The 19,523-nt window shown below is 70.6% G+C and carries 15 protein-coding genes; 1 reads left to right on the top strand and 14 read right to left on the bottom strand.

Annotation, left to right across the window (positions count from 1 at the left end; genetic code table 11):
* Positions 1-74: 74 nt before the first annotated feature.
* From AC1DX8_RS06195 to AC1DX8_RS06160, 8 genes are all read right to left on the bottom strand, one after another.
* On the bottom strand, positions 75-2,789 hold the full coding sequence (locus AC1DX8_RS06195) for a winged helix-turn-helix domain-containing protein (RefSeq protein ID WP_477629040.1): 2,715 nt from the start codon (positions 2,787-2,789) through the stop codon (positions 75-77).
* 137 nt (positions 2,790-2,926) lie between these two features.
* The gene (locus AC1DX8_RS06190; RefSeq protein ID WP_477629039.1) at positions 2,927-3,121 is read right to left on the bottom strand and encodes a hypothetical protein; all 195 of its coding nucleotides are present in this window, start codon (positions 3,119-3,121) and stop codon (positions 2,927-2,929) included.
* A 235-nt stretch (positions 3,122-3,356) separates the two neighbouring features.
* Complete coding sequence (locus AC1DX8_RS06185; protein ID WP_477629038.1) at positions 3,357-5,543, bottom strand: ATP-binding SpoIIE family protein phosphatase; 2,187 nt, start codon at positions 5,541-5,543, stop codon at positions 3,357-3,359.
* A gap of 109 nt (positions 5,544-5,652) precedes the next feature.
* Positions 5,653-7,797: a S9 family peptidase gene (locus tag AC1DX8_RS06180; RefSeq protein ID WP_477629037.1), complete on the bottom strand. Its 2,145-nt coding sequence runs from the start codon at positions 7,795-7,797 to the stop codon at positions 5,653-5,655.
* 21 nt (positions 7,798-7,818) lie between these two features.
* Entirely contained in the window at positions 7,819-11,415 is a 3,597-nt protein-coding gene (dnaE, locus tag AC1DX8_RS06175; RefSeq protein ID WP_477629036.1) for a DNA polymerase III subunit alpha, read from the bottom strand.
* A 122-nt stretch (positions 11,416-11,537) separates the two neighbouring features.
* Entirely contained in the window at positions 11,538-12,476 is a 939-nt protein-coding gene (locus tag AC1DX8_RS06170; protein ID WP_477629035.1) for an RluA family pseudouridine synthase, read from the bottom strand.
* Positions 12,473-13,051 carry a signal peptidase II gene (locus tag AC1DX8_RS06165; protein ID WP_477629034.1) on the bottom strand — a complete coding sequence of 193 codons (579 nt, stop codon included), beginning with the start codon at positions 13,049-13,051 and terminating at the stop codon, positions 12,473-12,475. The genes AC1DX8_RS06170 and AC1DX8_RS06165 overlap by 4 nt, the downstream gene beginning before the upstream one ends.
* Positions 13,024-13,524 carry a TraR/DksA family transcriptional regulator gene (locus AC1DX8_RS06160; RefSeq protein ID WP_477629033.1) on the bottom strand — a complete coding sequence of 167 codons (501 nt, stop codon included), beginning with the start codon at positions 13,522-13,524 and terminating at the stop codon, positions 13,024-13,026. Before AC1DX8_RS06160 ends, AC1DX8_RS06165 begins: the two co-directional genes overlap by 28 nt.
* On the opposite strand from AC1DX8_RS06160, the gene AC1DX8_RS06155 reads away from it, so the two are divergent.
* Positions 13,502-13,909 (top strand): hypothetical protein, encoded by a 408-nt coding sequence (locus AC1DX8_RS06155; RefSeq protein WP_477629032.1) that lies wholly within the window; start codon positions 13,502-13,504, stop codon positions 13,907-13,909. The genes AC1DX8_RS06160 and AC1DX8_RS06155 overlap by 23 nt on opposite strands.
* A gap of 208 nt (positions 13,910-14,117) precedes the next feature.
* Here AC1DX8_RS06155 and AC1DX8_RS06150 read toward each other — a convergent pair whose 3' ends face one another.
* The 6 genes from AC1DX8_RS06150 to ftsZ form a co-directional block, all read right to left on the bottom strand.
* Positions 14,118-15,395, bottom strand: coding sequence for a DivIVA domain-containing protein (locus AC1DX8_RS06150; RefSeq protein WP_477629031.1), 1,278 nt, complete (start codon positions 15,393-15,395; stop codon positions 14,118-14,120).
* 88 nt (positions 15,396-15,483) lie between these two features.
* Positions 15,484-15,774: a YggT family protein gene (locus tag AC1DX8_RS06145; protein ID WP_477629030.1), complete on the bottom strand. Its 291-nt coding sequence runs from the start codon at positions 15,772-15,774 to the stop codon at positions 15,484-15,486.
* A gap of 42 nt (positions 15,775-15,816) precedes the next feature.
* The gene (locus AC1DX8_RS06140) at positions 15,817-16,296 is read right to left on the bottom strand and encodes a cell division protein SepF (protein ID WP_477629029.1); all 480 of its coding nucleotides are present in this window, start codon (positions 16,294-16,296) and stop codon (positions 15,817-15,819) included.
* Positions 16,297-16,389: 93 nt separating this feature from the next.
* Positions 16,390-17,097, bottom strand: coding sequence for a YggS family pyridoxal phosphate-dependent enzyme (locus AC1DX8_RS06135; RefSeq protein ID WP_477629028.1), 708 nt, complete (start codon positions 17,095-17,097; stop codon positions 16,390-16,392).
* The gene (gene pgeF, locus AC1DX8_RS06130) at positions 17,094-17,819 is read right to left on the bottom strand and encodes a peptidoglycan editing factor PgeF (RefSeq protein ID WP_477629027.1); all 726 of its coding nucleotides are present in this window, start codon (positions 17,817-17,819) and stop codon (positions 17,094-17,096) included. The genes AC1DX8_RS06135 and pgeF overlap by 4 nt, the downstream gene beginning before the upstream one ends.
* A 127-nt stretch (positions 17,820-17,946) precedes the next feature.
* Positions 17,947-19,200, bottom strand: coding sequence for a cell division protein FtsZ (ftsZ, locus tag AC1DX8_RS06125; RefSeq protein ID WP_477629026.1), 1,254 nt, complete (start codon positions 19,198-19,200; stop codon positions 17,947-17,949).
* Between the last annotated feature and the right edge of the window lie 323 nt (positions 19,201-19,523).

Genomic DNA, 19,523 nt, shown 5'->3' with positions numbered 1-19,523 from the left:
GCTCGCGTCACCCAACGATGTGAGCCGTGGGGTGATCTCGGCCCCGACCGCCCACGCCCGATCGACCGGCCCCCCTAGAGGAGACCCAGCTCGCGTGCGCGACGGACGGCCGCCCGACGGCTGGTGACGTCGAGCTTGGTGAAGATGTGCTTGGTGTGGGTGCGCAGCGTGTTGTGCGAGACGAAGAGCTCCCGTGCGATGTCCGGCCCGGTCAGCTCGCTGTCGAGCAGTCGTAGCACCTGGAGCTCGCGGTCACTCACCACGGGGCTCGACGGACGCACCGGCCCTCGCTCGGTGGCGCCGCCGTCCAGGACTCCCCCGCGGCTGAGCAGCCGACGCGCGCGATCGGCGGCGGCAGCCGGGTGCTGGATGGCGCGCAACAGCTCCACCGTCGGGGCGCCCTCGTCGAGGAAGAGGCGCAGGGAGGACTCCGGATCGGCCGGGTCGACCAGCTCGGTCAGGGCCCCGGCGAGGAGGCGGACGGCACGGTCCTGGTCGCCGAGTGCGTCCTCGACCAGCGCCGTGAGCACGGTGACCTCGAGCAGGCTGCCCTGGCGCCCGAACCCCCGGGCGTCCTCCTCCACCCGGCCGAGGAGGCCCAGGGCCCGCTCCAGTGCAGGTTCGTCGGGGTGGGTCCGGTGGCGCGCGATCACGGACCGCACCAACGTCAGGTGGTCGAACTCGCGCAGGTAGTCAGCCTCGTCCTCGGTCGTCACCCCCCGCTCCGCCACCCAGCCGGCAACCCGCGCGAGGTCGCCGGCGGAGATCCACACCCGGGCCCTGATCGAGGTGATGGGGCGGACGTCCGGGAAGAACCCGGGCCGGTAGCTCTCCTCGGCCCTGGTCAGCAGGTCGACCGCTTCGGGCCAGTCGCCGTGGGCCGCGGCCAGGCGACCCCTGGCCACGAACCACCGGTGCAGGCTCTCGGTCATCGGCGCGCGTTCGGCCAGCGCGGTTGCGGCGTCGAGGTGCTGGCGCGCGGCAGAGAGGTCGCCGGCGTCACGGTCCATCTCGCCCAGCCCCACGTGGAGGGTGGCGGCGGCCCGCGCGAGAGGTTCCCCTGCTGCCTCGGCGACGTCCAACGACCGCTCGTAGAGCCGACGGGCCTCGCTCGACCGACCGGCCGCGATGAGCAGGTCGGCGAGCACGACGGTGCTGGTGAGCTCGTCGACCAGGTTGCCGGCGGCATGGAGGCTCGCCACCGCCTCGGTGAAGGTGTCGAAAGCCGTCCGCACATCGCCGTGGGCCCAGGCCGCCAGGCCGAGGAAGCCCGCCGCGCCACCCCGCGCGAGGTGGTCGTGCGGGCCGGCCAGCTCGAGGGCACGGCGGGCCTGGGCGATCGTGCCCGCGACGTCACCGCGGGCCTGCGCGATAGCCGCCCGGTGGACCGCGATCGTGGCCGGCAGGGTGCGCAGGTCGTCCGTGTCAGCCCACCGGAGGGAGGCATCGGGGCCGGCAGCCAGCGCCCGCTCCGCGTCGTCGAAACGCTCTTCGACCGCCTCGACGTCACCGTTGACCATCAGGAGGTACCCGTAGAACACACTGAGCACGGGGCTGCGCCGGACCACCGCGTCGGGGAGCTCCTTCAGCCATCCGAGCAGCTGGGCCTCCCGCCGGTGCCGGCGGATCTCCGGCACCGCCAGCTCGATGAGGTATGCCGCGCGGTCCACGTCCCCGGCGTCGAGGGCGTGCCTGACTGCCTCGTCGGTGAGGTCGTGCTGCTCGTACCAGAGGCTCGCGCGCCCATGGAGCAGCGGCATCAGGTCTGGCTGTTGGGCCTGCAGGTGCGCCCTCAGCACGTCGGCGAACAGGTGGTGGTAGCGGTACCACCGGCGCTCGTCATCGAGGGGCACGAGGAAGAGGTTGGCGCGCTCGAGGGCCTCGAGGACCTGCTCTCCGTCGCCGCCACCGGTGAGTGCGTCGCAGAGCGGCCCGCAGAGCCGGTCCACCACGGCGGTCCGCAGCACGAAGTCGCGGACCTGCTCGGGCTGGTGGGCGAGTACCTCCTCCACCAGGTAGTCGACGACATACCGGTCCGTCCCGGCGAACCGGGAGATGAAGCCCCGCGAGTCGGCACGGCCCCGCATGGACACGGCCGCGAGCTGCAGCGCGGCGATCCACCCCTCGGTGCGCTGTTCGAGGGAGGCGACATCGGTGGCGTCGAGATCGAGGCCGGCCGAGGCGTTCAGGTAGGTGCCCGCCTCCTCGAGGGTGAAGCGCAGGTCGGAGGCGCGGACCTCGACGAGCTCGCGACGCACCCGCCACCGCGGCAGGGGCAGGTCAGGGTCGGCACGCGTGCTGACGAGGACGTGGACGTTGGCCGGCAGGTGCTCGAGGAAGAACGTCATCGCCCTGCGGACGTCGGGGTCGACGATCACGTGGTAGTCGTCGAGGACGAGCCAGACCTCGCCGGGAGTGGTGCCCAGGCCGTTCACCAGCGGGGTCAGCAGTCCCTCGGCGGAGATGCCCGGCGCCTCGATGCGCTCCGCCGCGCCGGGGTCGAGGCCGGGCACGGCACGCTGCAACCCTGAAAGCACGTAGGTCCAGAACGACGCGGCCTCGTTGTCGGACGGGTCGAGCGAGACCCAGGCGACTGCTTGCCCTCGGGCTGCCGCTCGCTGCGCCCACTCGGACAACAAGGTCGTCTTCCCGAAGCCCGCTGGTGCCGACACGAGCGTCAGTCGCACCTGCTCCCCGGCACGCAGGATGTCGTCGAGCCTCGGCCGAGCCACCAGCCCCTGTCGTGGCCGGGGGACGTAGAGCTTGGTCGCGATCAGCGGACGAGCCACGAGCTTCCCCGTTCCGAGGTGCACCACCGACCGGTGCGTGGCGCTGCCCCGCCCACGCTAGTGCCTCCAGGAGCCGACCACGCAGCGCGGGTGGTGGGAAGGCAAGTCAGCCGGGCAGGCCGGTCGAGTGCCCCCGATCAGGACGGCAGCGGGCTGGCCGAACCCTCGAAGGAGGCGCGCAGGCGGCCTGCGGAGGGCGACACGTCGGCGGTGCGGGCGTGGGCGGTGACGGGGGCGTACGAAGCACCCACACCGTCACGCTGGTCGAGAGCGGAGGCGTCGCCATCCATGAGGGGGATGAAGCGATCGAGCAGCTGCTGCCACATAGCCATCCGGCCCTTCTGTGCCCAGGCCGACCGGGTGGAGCCGATCGGCGACCTTGCCGTCTTCTGACGCGCAGCATGAACGATGCCGGACGCGAGGTGGTGGTGGCGCGCCGCAGCAGGACATCTCATTCGTTGGTCAGCGAGCACTGGCCGAACGGCTGACCGGACAGTCCGGACGAAACCGGGCGGAGTCGGGCACGGCCCGGTTTCGTGGCGGGGACGGGCCGTCCCGGCCCGCCGCTCAGGTCGTCCATCCCCCAGTCGATGCCCCGGCCTCCACGAGCTCGACCGCGACCTCGAACCACACCGTGGTGCCCGCCGAGGTGCGGTGCGCGCCGAAGGCGTCGGCGATGGCCTTGACGAGGGACAGGCCACGCCCCCGGACCGCCATGGTGTCGGCGCCGGTGAGCAGGGGTTCCCCGCGGTTGCCGCTGTCGGCGACCGTCACGGCCACGATCCCGGTGTCGAGGTCCATGGTGAGGTGCGACTCGGTGCCGGCGTGGAGGACCGCGTTGGTGATGAGCTCCGAGATACCGGTCACGATGGTGTGCTCGTCACCGCCGCCCACCTTCCAGTCGCTCAGCTGCTCGCGAGCCCAGTCTCGGGCCGCCCGCACCGACTCGGGCATCGGGGGCACCACGATCGCGGCCCGGCGGTGGCCCTCCGGTGACCGGCCGACCGCGATGACGGCGCAGTCGTCCTCCTGTCCGGACTCCTCCACCATCGCGTCCATGATGTGGTGGGCCACGCTGCGGGGGCTGCCCGGCGGGAGGTCGGCGAGCACCGCGAGGAGCCGCGCCTCGCCCTCGTCGAACGCCTCCCCCCGCCGTTCGAGCAGGCCGTCGGTGAACCCCACCAGCATGTCGCCCACCCCCAGCGTCAGGTGGTGGGCCGGGCGCACGCCCTCGATCCCCAGCGGGGGGCCGACCGGCATCTCGACCAGCATCCCCCGCGGCCGGCCGTCCTGGCGCGAGGCCCTGCCGAACAGCAGCGCCGGTAGCGGGTGTCCTGCGCTGGCAAGCACCACCTCCCCCGTGGCGGGGTCGACGGCGCCGTAGAGCATCGTCACGAAGAGCTCCCCGCCGAACGCCATGCCCGGCCTGGCGCGCGGGCTGCCCAGCGGCATGGACGCCGGCCACAGCGCGTCGAGGTCCCACACGACGCGGTCGAGGGCGGCCATGACCGAGGCCGGGTCGCTGTCGGTCAGGGCGGCTCCGCGCACCGCAGCCCGCACCTGCCCCATCACGGTCGCGGCCATGACCCCGCGGCCCACGACGTCACCGATGACGATGGCCAGCCGCCCGTCGGGCAGGAAGAACGAGTCGTAGAAGTCTCCCCCGGCCACCGTGCCCTCCGAGACGGGCTCGTAGCGGGCGGCGATGCTGATCGCGTCGGACTGCGGGAGGTTCGGGGGCAGCAAGGTGCGCTGGAGCAGCTCGGCAGTGGTGCGCTCGGCGTCGTAGACCACGGCCCGGCCCAGCGCGTCACCCACCAGGTCGCGGAACGGCGCGAGCACCGCGACCACGTCGTGCGGCACGGGCGACGCCTCGCGCTGGATGACGAGGGCGGCCTGGCTGCCACCCGTCCGAAAGGGGACGGCCACGATCTCGCCGTTGTCGGACACGTACGGCTCGCGCCGGGCGATGGCCTGGGCGATGAGCGAGGCCATGTCCTCACCCAGCTCGGACCAGATGAGGGGCAGGCGCTCCTCGTCCGGCGAGAGCTGCTCGATGCGGTGCCGCCGCGCCATCCGCCACGCCGAGGGAGAGGGCGAGGGCAGGCAGATCGAGACCGACAGCCCGTCGAAGGCCACCATCGCCTGTCGCAGGACCACCTTGCAGACGTCGTCGACCGTGACGGCAACGGCCAGCATGGCGGCGAGCCTGGCGACGGCTCGGGCGCGACCGATGGCGCTCGTGGTCTCGACGACGACGTGCAGCACCGCGAGGACCTCGCCGTCGGGGCCCAGGACGGGTGAGCCGCTCCTCAGGTAGTACCCGACGTCACTGCCGTCCGCGGCGCCCAGGCCTGAGGAGCCGAGGGTTCCGACGCCCGGGCGCCCTCCGGCACCACGCCCACGGTCGAGGCGGAGCTCGACGCCCTCGTCGAGGAACGACTCGGCGTCCGTGAAGGCCCGCTCGAGCAGTGGCCCCACCTTCGGGTCGGCCCAGACCTCGGCGAGGACCTTGCGGGCGGACTGGCCGAAGGCCGAGGGGTGCTTGGTGCCGAGCAGCTCCCGGAACGCGTCGTTGTAGAGCATCGTGAGGTCGGCGCCGCACAGGAGCGCCACCGGCAGCGGGCACTCGAGCGCCATCTCCCAGGCGGCCTCGAGCTGGGGCGGCCACTGCGACCGTGGACCGAGCGGCGTGGCCGACCAGTCGCTGTGCGCAGCGAGGCGCCGTGCCTCTCGCGTTCGGCCCTCACCCACGCAGTCCGCCTCTTCCGCCCGCCTCTGTCCCCGCTCCTGGCTCCAAAGCGGGTCGCTCTATCCGAAAGGGTATGGCCCAGACCCTTGGTGCGACACGGTCATACGCCACTCAATCGCGAGAGATCTTGGCCGCGGCCTCCACCTGGTCGATGAGGAACGCCCACTCCCAGGCCACCTGGCGCCACGAGTCGTAGCGTCCGCTCTTGCCGCCGTGTCCCGCGACCATCTCGGTGCGCAGCAGCACGGGCCGCGTCATCGGGTCGCTCGTCGTGTGCTCGCGCAGCCGCGCGACCCATTTGGCCGGCTCGGTGAAGAACACCCGGGTGTCGTTGAGTGACGTCGTGGCCAGCACGGCCGGGTATGCCGCGTCGCGCAGGTTCTCGTAGGGCGAGTAGGACTTCATGTAGGCGTAGACCTCGGGGTCGGCCAGCGGGTTGCCCCACTCCTCCCACTCCACCACCGTCAGGGGAAGCGTCGGGTCGAGGATGGTGGTGAGCGCGTCGACGAAGGGCACCGCTGCGTGGACCGCGCGGAACCGCTCCGGGGCAAGGTTGACGGCTGCTCCGATGAGCAGGCCGCCAGCCGAACCACCTTCCGCCACAAGGCGATCCGGCGCGACCCAGCCGCTGTCGACGAGGTGCTCGGCGCAGGTGACGAAGTCGGTGAAGGTGTTCTGCTTGGCCGTGAGCTTGCCCTGGTCGTACCACGACCGACCCAGCTCGCCGCCACCACGGACGTGGGCGATGGCGTAGACGAAACCCCGCTCCAGCAGCGAGAGCCTGGCCACCGAGAAGTAGGGGTCGGAGGAGATCTCGTACGAGCCGTAGGCCGCGAGCAGGCCTGGGTGGCTGCCGTCCGGTTGCGACCCCGCGGGGAACACCAGCGACAGCGGGACGCGGGTGCCGTCGGCCGCGGTAGTCCACTCGCGGCGCTGCTCGTACTGCGAAGGGTCGTAGCCGCCGAGCACCGGTTGGCGCTTGAGCAGCTCGAACTCGCGGGTGGCCACGTCGTAGTCGAAGACCGTCTTGGGCGTCACCATCGACTCGAAGACGACCTGGAGGCGGGTCGTGGCACTCTCGGGGTTGTCGCCGAGGCCGACGGAGTAGACCGGCTCGTCGAACTCGAGGTCGTGGTGGCCGCCGAACCCCGACGACTGAGCCGGGTCGCGGTCCAGGACCCGGAGCGCGGTGAGCCCGTCGCGGCGCAGGGAGAGGACGGCGACCTCGTCGAACGCGTCGATGCCCTGGAACCGCTCCCCCGGCTGCGACCGCATCAGCGTCTGCCACTGGTCAGCGGACGTCGCGTCGATCGGAGCCCAGGCGAGGTCGGAGTCGAGGGAGTCGGCGTTGTGCACGATTAGGAGGCGGTCGCCGGCGGGCTCCACGTCGTACTCGACCCCCTCGCGGCGCGGGGCCACGACGCGGAACTCGCCGGTGGGGTCGGTGGCGTCGAGGATCCGGACCTCCGACGTGGTCTTGGACCCGAGGCCGATCATGACCCACCGGTCGTCCCGCGAGGACCCGACGCCCATCCAGAAGCGCTCGTCGTCCTCCTGGTGGACGAGCACGTCGTCCGCCACGGAGGAGCCGACCTCGTGCCGCCAGACCTGGTGGGGGCGCCAGGTCTCGTCCACCCGCGTGTAGAAGACGTACCTGCCGTCGTAGGAGAACACACAGCCGTAGCCCACCCGGTCGACCGCGGTGTCGATGACCTCGCCGGTGCGAAGGTCCTTGACCCGCAAGGAGAAACGCTCGTCGCCCTCGGTGTCCACGGCATACGCGAGCAGCTGGTGGTCGGGGCTGACGGTCAGGGCACCGAGCGCGAAGAACTCGTGGTCCTTGGCCTCCTCGTTCGCGTCGAGCAGCACCTGCTCACCCTCGACCACGACGTCCGGGGCCGGCATGGGCCGCGGCGCCCCGGCGACCCGGGGCGTGCGGCACTCGACCGAGTACTGCGCTCCCTCGAAGCTGCGGGAGTAGTACCACCACGGGCCGCTCGCCACGGGGACCGAGAGGTCGGTCTCCTGGGTCCGCGACCGGATCTCCTCGAAGATCGCGTCGCGCAGCGGCTGGAGGTCGGCCGTCACGGCCTCGGCGTAGGCGTTCTCGGCTTCGAGGTGGGCGAGGACCGCGGGGTCCTCCTTGTCGCGCAGCCACTCGAAGTGGTCGACGACGACGTCTCCGTGGTGTTCCCGCGTGCTCTCGCGCCGCTCAGCGCGTGGTGGGGTGGGCAGGGCTGCCTCAGGCGTGGTCACGCTCGCACCCTACGTGGTGGGTCAGCCCGCGAGGCAGCGTGGGCCGAGGATCACCTTGAGGTCTCCGAACAGCGCCTCGGTGGCGTTGACCCGGTAGGAGTCCTCGAGCTTCATCAGCACCGACCGACCCGGCTGGCTCAGCCGCACGTGCACCTCGGTGGACCCGGGGTGGGACGACAGCACCGACTTGAGCTCCTCGACCTTGGTCTGGGTGGCGCGGTTGGTGTCGATCGTGACGACGACCGGCCCGCGCGGGCCCTCGGAGATGTCGGGCAGGGTCAGGTCGGAGGCGAAGATCGTGGGGGTGTCGTCGCGACGGTTGACCCGTCCCTTCACCACCACGACGGCGTCGTGGGTCAGCGCGTGCTGGACGGTGAGGTAGGCACTGGGGAAGAACAGGCACTCGATCGCGCCCTCGAGGTCCTCCACCGTGACGATCGCCCAGAGGTCGCCCTTCTTGGTGCGCTTGACCTGGAGCCCGGTGATCAGCCCCGCGATCGTGACGTTGGCCCCCTCCGGCTTGCCGTCTTCTCCCATCAGGCTGGCGATCGAGGTGTCGGCGTGCGAGCTGAGCACGTGCTCGATGCCGAACAGCGGGTGGTCGGAGACGTAGAGGCCGAGCATCTCGCGCTCGAACTGCAACAGCGTCTTCTTGTCCCACTCGACGCCGGGGATGGTCGGCAGCACCGAGAAGTCGACCGACTCGCCGGCGGTGTCGTCGCCGAACGAGCCGAACAAGGAGTCCTGGCCGATCGCCTCCTGCCGCTTGATGTCGACGAAGTTGTCGACGAAGTCCTCGTGCACGCGGTAGAGCCCCTGGCGMGACTCCTGCAGGCCGTCGAACGCCCCCGCCTTGATGAGCGACTCGATGGTGCGCTTGTTGCAGACCACGGCGGGGCACTTGGACAGGAAGTCCTTGAAGGAGGTGAAGCGACCCTTCTCCTCGCGGGCGGCCACGATCGCCTCGACCACGTTGTGCCCGACGTTGCGGATCGCCTGCATCCCGAACCGGATGTCGGTGCCGACCGCCGCGAACCGGGCGACCGAGTCGTTGACGTCGGGGGGAAGCACCTTGATGCCCATGCGACGGCACTCGCCGAGGTAGAGGGCCGACTTGTCCTTGTCGTCACCGACGCTGGTCAGCAGGGCGGCCATGTACTCGGCCGGGTAGTTGGCCTTGAGGTAGCCGGTCCAGTAGGACACCAGGCCGTAGGCGGCCGTGTGGGCCTTGTTGAAGGCGTAGTCGGAGAACGGGACGAGCACGCCCCACAGGGCCGCGATCGACGCCTCGTTGAAGCCCTTGGCCTTCATCCCCTCGGAGAAGGGGACGTACTCGGCGTCGAGGACCTCCTTCTTCTTCTTGCCCATCGCGCGGCGCAGCAGGTCGGCGTTGCCGAGGGTGTAGCCAGCCAGCTTCTGGGCGATCTCCATGACCTGCTCCTGGTAGATCACCAGGCCGTAGGTGGTGCCGAGGATCGGCAGGAGCGCGTCGACCATCTCCTGCTGGAGCTTGCCGGCCAGCTGGGGGTCGAGCGGCGTCAGCTCCTGCTTGCCGTTCTTGCGCAGGGCGAAGTTGGTGTGGGCGTTGACACCCATCGGGCCCGGTCGGTAGAGCGCGAGGGCCGCGGAGATGTCCTCGAAGTTGTCGGGCTGCATCAGCTTGAGCAGCGTGCGCATGCCACCGCCGTCGAGCTGGAAGACGCCCAGGGTGTCGCCCCGCGACAGCAGCTCGAAGGTCGCCTTGTCGGTCATGTCCTTGGACAGTGCGTCGAGGTCGATGTCCTCGCCGCGGTTGGCCTTCACGTTGTCGATGGCGTCGTCGAGGATGGTGAGGTTGCGCAGGCCCAGGAAGTCCATCTTGACCAGGCCGAGCGACTCGCAGCTCGGGTAGTCGAACTGGGTGATGACCTGGCCGTCCTGCAGCCGCCGCATGATCGGGATGACGTCGATGAGCGGCTCGCTGGACATGATCACCCCAGCCGCGTGCACCCCCCACTGGCGCTTGAGCCCCTCGAGCCCGAGGGCGGTGTCGACGATCTCCTTGAAGTGCGGCTCCGTCTCCACCAGGGCGCGGAAGTCGCCACCCTCGTTGTAGCGCTTGTGCTCCTTGTTGTAGATCTCGGCCAGCGGCACGCCCTTGCCCATGACGTCCGGGGGCATCGCCTTGGTGAGCTGCTCCCCCACGACGAACGGGTGGCCCATGACGCGGGCGGCGTCCTTGACGGCCTGCTTGGCCTTGATGGTGCCGTAGGTGACGATCTGCGCGACCCGGTCGGCGCCGTACTTGTCGGTGACGTACTTGATGACCTCACCGCGCCGGCGCTCGTCGAAGTCGACGTCGAAGTCGGGCATCGACATGCGCTCGGGGTTGAGGAACCGCTCGAAGATCAGGCCGTGCGGGATCGGGTCGAGGTCGGTGATCTTCATGGCGTAGGCGCACATCGACCCCGCGCCCGACCCACGACCGGGACCGACCCGGATGCCGTTCTCCTTGGCCCAGTTGATGAAGTCGGCGACGACGAGGAAGTAGCCGGCGTAGCCCTTGGAGACGATGACGTCGGTCTCGAACTGCGCCTGCTTGGTCGCGTAGTCGGGCACCCCCCCGGGGAAGCGTTCGGTGAGGCCCTTCTGGACCTCCTTGATGAACCACGACTCCTCGTTCTCCCCCGGTGGGCAGGGGAACCGCGGCATGTAGCGGCCCTCACCCTCGGTGAAGGAGATGTCGCACATCTCCGCGATGAGGAGGGTGTTGTCACACGCCTCGGGGAGCTCGCGCCACGTGTGGCGCATCTCGGCCGGGCTCTTGAGGTAGAAGTCGTCGGCGTCGAACTTGAACCGGTTGGGGTCCATCAGGGTCGAGCCGGACTGCACGCACAGCAGGGCCGAGTGAGCCTTGGCGTCCTCCCGCGTCGTGTAGTGGAGGTCGTTGGTCGCCACCAGCGGCAGCCCCAGCTCGCGGGCCAGCCGCAGCAGGTCCTTCTGGACGCGTCGCTCGATGTCGAGGCCGTGGTCCATCAGCTCGGCGAAGTAGTAGTCCTTGCCGAAGATGTCGCGGAAGTCGGAGGCCGCCTGCAGCGCCTCGCGGTACTGGCCCAGCCGCAGCCGGGTCTGCACCTCCCCGGAGGGGCAGCCGGTGGTCGCGATGAGCCCCTGGCCGTACTGGCCGAGCAGCTCGCGGTCGATCCGCGGCCACTTGGCGTAGACCTGGTCGAGGCTGGCCTGCGAGTCGAGCCGGAACAGGTTGTGCAGGCCGTTGTTGTTGCGGGCCAGCAGGGTCATGTGGGTGTAGGCGCCGGACCCGGAGACGTCGTCGCCGGACTGGTGGTCCTCACCCCACTTGACCCTCGTCTTGTCGGTGCGGTGGGTGCCCGGCGTGACGTAGGCCTCGACCCCGATGATCGGCTTGACCCCGGTGCCCTGTGCCTTCTTCCAGAACTCGTAGGCACCGAAGACGTAGCCGTGGTCGGTCGTCGCGAGCGCTGGCATCCCCATCTCGGCAGCCTTGGTGAACAGGTCGCCGATCCGTGCCGCCCCGTCGAGCATGGAGTACTCGGTGTGCACGTGGAGGTGGACGAACGAGTCGCTGCTGGAGRTGCCGGAGGCGATCTGGGGGGACATCAGAAGCGATCTTAGGTCGGGGGTCTGACGAGACCTAAGGGACGCGCCTGACTGTGACGGATGAGGCGCGTGGTATGCCGCGTGGCCAGCACGCGGCATACCCCACCGCCCCGGGGGGAGACTCAGAGGCGGTCGAGCGCCTGCGCGAGGTCGGGCGGGTAAGGGCTCTCGAAGGTGACGTGCTTACCGGTGCCGGGGTGCTCGAAACCCAGGCCCACGGCGTGCAGCCACTGGCGCTCCAGACCCAGCCGGGCGGCCAGCTTCGGGTCGGCGCCGTAGGTCAGGTCGCCCGCGCACGGGTGGTGCAGGGCTGAGAAGTGCACCCTGATCTGGTGGGTGCGGCCGGTCTCGAGGTGGATGTCGAGCAGGGAGGCGGCCCGGAAGGCCTCGATCACCTCGTAGTGGGTGACGCTCGGCTTGCCCTTCTCCATGACGGCGAACTTGTAGTCGTGGTTGGGGTGCCGGCCGATCGGGGCGTCGATCGTTCCCACGACCGGGTCGGGCAGGCCCTGCACGAGCGCGTGGTACTTCTTGTCGACGGTGCGGCTGCGGAAGGCCTGCTTGAGGACGCTGTAGGCGTACTCCGACTTCGCGACCACCATGAGGCCACTGGTGCCGACGTCGAGCCGCGACACGATCCCCTGTCGCTCGCTCGCCCCGCTGGTGGCGATGCGGTAGCCGGCTGCCGCGAGGCCCCCCACCACGGTGGGGCCGGTCCACCCGACGCTCGGGTGTGCGGCGACCCCGACGGGCTTGTCGACCACGACGAGGTCGTCGTCGTCGTGGATGATGGTCATCCCCGGTACCGGCTCGGCGATCACCTTCAGCGTGGGGCTGTCCTGGCTGGCCGGGAGCGCGACCTCGAGGAGGTCGCCGGCACTGACCCGGTCGGACTTGCCCGCCGGCTTGTGGTTGACCTGCACGTCACCCGCCGAGGCGAGGTCGGCCGCCTTCGTGCGCGACACCCCGAACAGGCGCGCCAGGGCAGCATCGACCCGCTCCCCCTCGAGACCGTCGGGCACGAACAGCGTGCGGGCATCCGTGGTCGGTGCGTTGCTCATGGTGCGGCCTCGTGTCGTCCGTGGTGGGTTTGTCTGCCGTCGACGCCGATGCCGCGAAGGGCCAGCAGGCCGATCAACAGGGCGGCGCCGACGATGGCGATGTCGGCGACGTTGCCGATGAACAGGCCGAAGTAGTCGATGAAGTCCACGACGTGGCCGCGGCCCGGCCCCGGCTCACGGACCATGCGGTCGGTGAGGTTGCCGAGCGAGCCACCGAGCAGCAGTCCCAGCGCCCACGCCCAGCCACGGCTGCCGATCCGGCGCGCCGTGCGGATGATGACCACGAGCACGGCGAAGGCGATCAGGGTCAGCACCCAGGTGGCGTTGTCACCGATGGAGAAGGCGGCCCCGGCGTTGCGAATCAGGTTGAGCCGGATGAACTCGCCCACGAGGTTGACGGGTGACCCGGACTCGAGGGAGGACTGGGCCCAGGCCTTCGTCACCTGGTCGAGCGCGTAGGCCACGACGGCCGAGCCGACCAGGAGGCCGAAGAGACCGCGGCGGTTCGCGGGGGGTTGAGGGGTGGAGGGGGACTCGTCGGCCGCGGTCAGCGGCGCTCCTGCTTCGTCTTGCATGTCATGCATAGGGTCGCACGAGGAGCGGCCTGAAGGCGAAGTTTGCCGATCGGGTTGCCGCAGGACTCACAGATCCCGTAGCTCCCGTCGTCGAGCCGCTCGAGGGCGTGGAGGTTCTGGTCGAGCATCTCGCGGGCATTGTTGGCCAACGAGATCTCCTGCTCGCGCTCGAAGGTCTTGGCCCCGGCGTCGGCCTGGTCGTCGCCGGCACCGTCACCGGCGTCACGCATCAGGCCGACCAGGTCGGCCTCGGCGACGGTGATCTCCTGGCGCAGTTGGGCGACGTCGGCCTCGATCTCGGTCCGGATCTCGCGCAGCTCCTTGGCGGTCCAGGGCGACTCGTCGTCACGGACCCGCAGCGACCGCGGGGCCGCCTTGGTGGCCGCGCTCGTCTTCTTGACCGGCGCTGCCGCCTTGGCGGGCGAGGTCTTCTTCGCCGGCGCAACCTTCTTGGCCGGCGCAGCCTTCTTCACCGGCGCAGCCTTCTTCGCGGGTGCGGTCTTCTTCGCGGGCGCGGTCTTCTTCACCGGCGCAGCCTTCTTCACCGGCGCAGCCTTCTTCACCGGCGCAGCCTTCTTCGCGGGTGCAGCCTTCTTCGCGGGTGCAGCCTTCTTCGCGGGTGCGGTCTTCGCCGGGGTCGCCTTCTTGGCCGGCGCAGCCTTCTTCGCCGGCGCAGCCTTCTTCGCCGGCGCAGCCTTCTTCGTGGGTGCGGTCTTCGCCGGGGTCGCCTTCTTGGCGGCGGTCTTCTTCGCGGGCGCGGTCTTCTTCGCGGGCGCGGCCTTCTTCGCCGGGGTGGTCCTCGTGGCGCTGGAAGTCTTGCTCGCAGATGCAGACTTCGTTGCGGCTCTCGCCTTTTGAACCATGGTGTGCCCGGCCCCTCGGTCGCATGGCGCTCCCAGACGAGCGCTCACAGGTGCGGTGAGGATAAGCGCTGGACGCTGTCTACTCAACGGCAAAACACCCTAGGGACCGAATCGGTTGCAGCGACGGCGCCCGCAGACGGCGAAGGGCGCCCACCGCGATGCGGTGGACGCCCTCCTGGCCCTGCTGCCAGTGACCGACCGGACTACTGCTGGTCGGAGTGCTGCTCCTCGCCCTGCGACTCGTCGTCGCCAGCCTCTGCGGGCTCGACCTCGGTCTGCTCGAGGTCGGCGAGCTGCTCCTCGATGTAGTTCTTCAGCCGCGCGCGGTAGTCGCGCTCGAAGGTGCGCAGCTCGTCGATCTTCTTCTCGAGCAGGTTGCGCTCCCGGGCCAGCTCCTCGAGGATCTGCGCCTTCTTCTGCTGCGCCTCGTGGACCATGCCCGTCGAGCGCTCCCGCGCCTCGGTGATCATCTGCTCGTGCTTGGTCGTGGCCTCGCTGACGAGCTGGTCGTGCCGGCTCTGCGCGGTGGCCAGCAGCTCGTCGTGACGGTTCTGACCGACCGACAGGAGCTCGTCGTGCTTGTTCTGCCCCTCGCCGACCAGCTCGTCGTGCCGGGCCTGCGCCTCGGCGATGAGCCGGTCACGGGTGGACTCACCCTGGCCGACGTGCTCGTCGTGCAGTCGCTGGGCCATCTCGAGCAGGGCCGCCGCACTGGCACCACCGGCCGCCGCGGCACCCACGGCCACGGGGGCCGCCTGCTCCGCCGGGGCCGACTGCTGCTGCGACGCCTGCGCGGCCGCTGCCTGCGCCTGCTCCTGAGCTGCCTGGGCCTGCTCCTGGGCGGCCTGCGCCGCCRCGAGCTGTTCAGCGCTGACCCGCTTGGCCTCCTCGGCCTGCTGACGCGCCTCCTCGGCCTGTCGCTGCACCTCCTCGGCCTGCTGCTGGGCCTCGGCGAGGCGCTGCTCCGCTGCCGCGGCCCGCTCCTCGGCCTCCTTGGCCCGGGCCTCGACGGCCTTGGCGCGCTCCTGCGCGTCCTTCTCCGTGTCGGAGATCCGGCCCTGGGCCGCCTGCTCGGCCTCCTCGGCGCGCGCCTGCGCGACCTTCTCGGCCTCCTCCGCCTTCGCGACCGCCGCGGCGATGCGCTCCTGGGCAGCCCGCTCGGCCTCCTCGGCCTTGGCGGCGATGGCGGCGAGCCGCTCCTGGGCCTCGCGGTTGGCCTTGGCCTCGGCCTCCTGGGCTGCCTTGGCGTCTGCCGCCTTGGTCGCCGCAGCGTTCGGGTCGGCCTTTGCCACCGTGGGCATGCCCTTGGTCTGGCGGCACTCGTTGAGCTGGTCGCGGAGGTCGTCGCCCTCCTTGACGATGCGGCGCATCTCGGCCACGACCTCGTCGAGGAAGTCGTCCACCTCGCGCTCGTCGTAGCCACGCCGGAACTGCGTCGGCGTGAAGTTCTTGTTGAGGACGTCCTCAGGCGTGAGCGTCATGTAGTCACCTCGGTTGGCTGGCATGAGCAGTGCGGGTCAAGCATCCCAGAGTCTGGGTCTCGCGCCAGCCTAGAGGATGCGGCACCGACTAGAGGATGCCCGTCAGAAGTGAGACGCCGACCATGAGGACGAGGAACGCCAGGTCGAGCCGCAGGGTGCCCAGCGTCAGCGGCGGGATGACCTTGCGCAGCGCCTTGAGGGGCGGGTCGGTGATCGTGTACACGACCTCGGCGACGACCAGCAGGGGGCCACGGGGGCGCCAGTCCCGGGCGAAGGCCTGCACCCAGTCGAGGACGAGTCGCCCGAGCAGGATGATGAAGAAGAGGAACACGGCGAAGCGGATGACGCTCGCGATGATGTTGTCACCCAGCAGCTGCATGGGGCCACCCTGTCACGGCGGGCTGGGCGGGTGCTGTGCGGGTCAGCTCTGGTTGAACAGGCCCCGGGCCGCCGTGGGCGCCGCCGGACCCTCCTCGGCCGAGACCTCGACGTGGGCCGGCGACAGCAGGAAGACCTTGGACGTGACTCGCTCGATCTGCCCGTGCAGCCCGAAGACCAGACCGGCGGCGAAGTCGACCAGGCGCTTGGCGTCGGAGTCGTCCATGTCGGAGAGGTTCATGATGACGGGGGTGCCGTCGCGGAAGCTCTCGCCGATGTTCTTGGCCTCGTTGTAGGTGCGCGGGTGGATGGTGGTGATGCGGTTCAGCGCACCCACCTCGACGTCACGGACGACCCGGGCCACGGGGGTGCGCTGCGGCAGCGGCGTCACGGCAGCCGAGCGCTCGGCCGGCGCCTCCTGCCGGGTGGGCTCGTCGTACTCGTACTCGTCGTACCCGTCGTAGCGCTCGTCGTCCTCGGCGAGCCCGAGGTACACCATCGTCTTGCGCAGCGCCCCAGCCATGTGCGAGCTCCCTTTGGTTGCGTGCCTACCGTTGTCAGCGTTTCCCCGTGCAGCGACCATCGGTCCGCGAGGTCACCTTCGTCGGGACTGAAGTTACCGGTGTGACTGGCGAGAACCGAGGATTGCGCTCCCGACACGCAGGTGTGTCGCACCGCGGGCGACGGCCGCCTCGAGGTCACCGCTCATCCCCGCCGAGACCCACGACGCCTCCGGATGCGTCTCCTGTATGCCGCGTGCCACCTCTGCCAGCCGGGCGAAGGCAGCGTCGGGATCGCCTCCCAGGGGGGCCACGGCCATGACCCCTCGGAGCTCGAGGTGCTCGCACCCGGCCACCTGGTCGGCGAGGGCTGCTGCACCTGCGGGCTCGACCCCGCCCCGGGCGGGTGGTTCGTCGAGTGACACCTGCACGAGGACGGCCGGCCTGACCCCCTGCGAGGCCGCCGCGCGGTCGAGGGCCGCGACCAGCTTGGGCCGGTGGACCGACTGGATGACGTCGGCATACGACACGACCGAGCTCGCCTTGTTGGTCTGGAGCTGTCCGATGAAGTGCACCTCCAGCGCACCTCGGCTGTGCAGCTCGGCCACCTTCACCGAGGCTTCCTGGTCGCGGTTCTCCCCGATCGCGGTGACGCCGAGGTCCGCGAGGAGGTCCACGTCGCTGGCCGGGAAGAACTTGGTCACCGCGATGAGCGACACCCCCGAAGGGTCGCGCCCGGCCGCCTCGCAGGCTGCCTCGATGCGGCCGCGGACCCGGGCGAGGTTGCGTTCCAGCTCAGCGCGCCGGCCCGCGTCGGCGCTCACGGCGCACCGGCCACGACGACACCGGCATACCGTCCGGTCCTGCCGTCGCGACGGTAGGAGAACAAGCTCTCATCCTCACGCGCGCACCCCGGAACCCATTGCACCGCAACGTTGTTCGCCACCAGCTGTGCCACCACCCCCGCAGCCACGTCGATGGCTGGCGTGCCTGACCACGAGCGCGCCGAGGCCTCGGGTGCCACCGCGGCGGCCGCTGCTCGCAGCTCCTCGGGCACCTCGTAGCAGCGGGCGCAGATCGACGGCCCGACGACGGCGCTCAGCTCGCGGGCGCCGAGCTCGCGCATCCGCTCGACCGCGACGCCGACGATCCCACCCATCATCCCCGGGCGCCCCGCGTGGACCGCTCCGACGACCCCTGCCTCGACATCGGCTAACAGGACCGGCGTGCAGTCGGCGACGAGCGCAGCCAGTGCCAGTCCGGCCGTCGCGGTGACGAGTCCGTCTGCCGGGGGCGGCCCACCGGCGTCCCAGGGGCGGTCGACGACCACCACCTCGGCACCGTGGCACTGCTGCATGAAGAGCAGGTGGTCGGGCTCCACGCCTACCGCGCGGGCCACCCGCGCGCGGTTGTCCTGCACCGCCGCGGCGTCGTCGCCCACGAGCCCGCCCAGGTTGAGCGAGTCGAAGTCACCCGCGCTGGTGCCGCCGTGGCGGTCGGTGAAGGCCCACGACACACGACCCGTCTGCTGACGCCAGTAGAACACCGGCCCAACCTACGACAGGGGCGCCGGACCAGTACGGTCCGGCGCCCCTGTGTCGCCGTGGTGCGTGCGGGTCGGCCCGACCCGAGGTGTCGCAGTGCTCAGTCGGCCGGGCCGTCCGACCACTCCCCTACTTCAGGAAGTCGGGCACGTCGAGGTCGTCACCCTCGTCGAAGGTGACCGTCCGCGGCGGACGTCCGGCGGGCTCGCGCGCGGCCACCGGCTCGACCCCGGTGGGCTGCGACGTGGACACCGGGCCGTCCTCCACCACGCGGGCCGGGGCCGTCTGCTGGGGGGCGGCCTGCGGCACCGGCGTCGCGGGCGCGGCGGGGGCCGGCGGCGACGCAGCCGGGGTGGACTGGCCGGCCGTCTCCTGGGCGCCCCGCTGGGAAGCCTGGATCTGGCCGATGGCCCGGTCGTTCTCGCGCTTGAGGGGAGCCCCGCCGTCGAAGCCCGCAGCGATCACGGTCACGCGCACCTCGTCCCCGAGGGCGTCGTCGATGACCGCACCGAAGATGATGTTCGCTTCGGGGTGAGCGGCTTCCTGCACGAGCCGGGCCGCTTCGTTGATCTCGAAGAGCCCGAGGTCGCTGCCACCCTGGATCGAGAGGAGCACCCCGTGGGCACCGTCGATGCTGGCCTCGAGGAGCGGGCTGGAGATGGCGAGCTCGGCGGCCTGGACGGCCCGGTCGTCACCGCGTGACGAGCCGATCCCCATGAGGGCCGACCCGGCGCCCTGCATGACCGACTTCACGTCGGCGAAGTCGAGGTTGATCAGGCCGGGGGTCGTGATCAGGTCGGTGATGCCCTGGACACCGGACAGCAGCACCTGGTCGGCCGAGCGGAAGGCGTCGAGCATGCTCACCGTGCGGTCGCTGATCGACAGCAGCCGGTCGTTCGGGATGACGATGAGGGTGTCGACCTCCTCGCGCAGGTTCGCGATGCCGGTCTCGGCCTGGTTGGCGCGGCGACGCCCCTCGAAGGTGAACGGCCTGGTCACCACGCCGATCGTCAGGGCGCCCAGACCCTTGGCGATCTTGGCGACGACGGGGGCACCACCGGTGCCCGTGCCACCGCCCTCACCGGCGGTGACGAAGACCATGTCGGCGCCCTTGAGGACCTCCTCGATCTCCTCGGCGTGGTCCTCGGCCGCCTTCTTGCCGACCTCGGGGTCGGCGCCGGCACCGAGTCCGCGAGTGAGCTCGCGGCCGACGTCGAGCTTGACGTCCGCGTCACTCATGAGCAGCGCCTGCGCGTCGGTGTTGATGGCGATGAATTCGACGCCCTTGAGGCCGACCTCGATCATGCGGTTGATGGCGTTGACGCCACCACCGCCGATGCCGACGACCTTGATGACGGCCAGGTAGTTCTGCGGTGCTGCCACGACGGTGGGCCTCTCCTGAATGCGGTGCTGGGTGGTGGTCGTCGCTGCCGACGAGTCCGTGGTGGTGCGGTGGTGCTGACGGGGTCCGTGCTGATGGGGTCTGTGTTGCTGGGCTCTGTGCTGACGGGGTCTGCGGTGAGTCGATTGCTGTGGTGCTGGTGCTCCCGCGGGTGGGTCGACTAGCCTCGACGTGTAGTTGAGGGTTACAGTTCACCCACGGTTCTGGTGCCGCCGACGCTATGCGTCGCTTGGGGTGCAGGCAACGAGGTCGGCCGCGTGTCGCAGCACGGATTCACCCGATTTCGCGGTTTCTTCCGACGCGG

The organism is Pedococcus sp. P2_A3 (genome assembly GCF_056405035.1).
The sequence above is the reverse complement of the archived record's forward strand: the minus strand, read 5'-3'. Positions and strand labels throughout refer to the sequence as shown.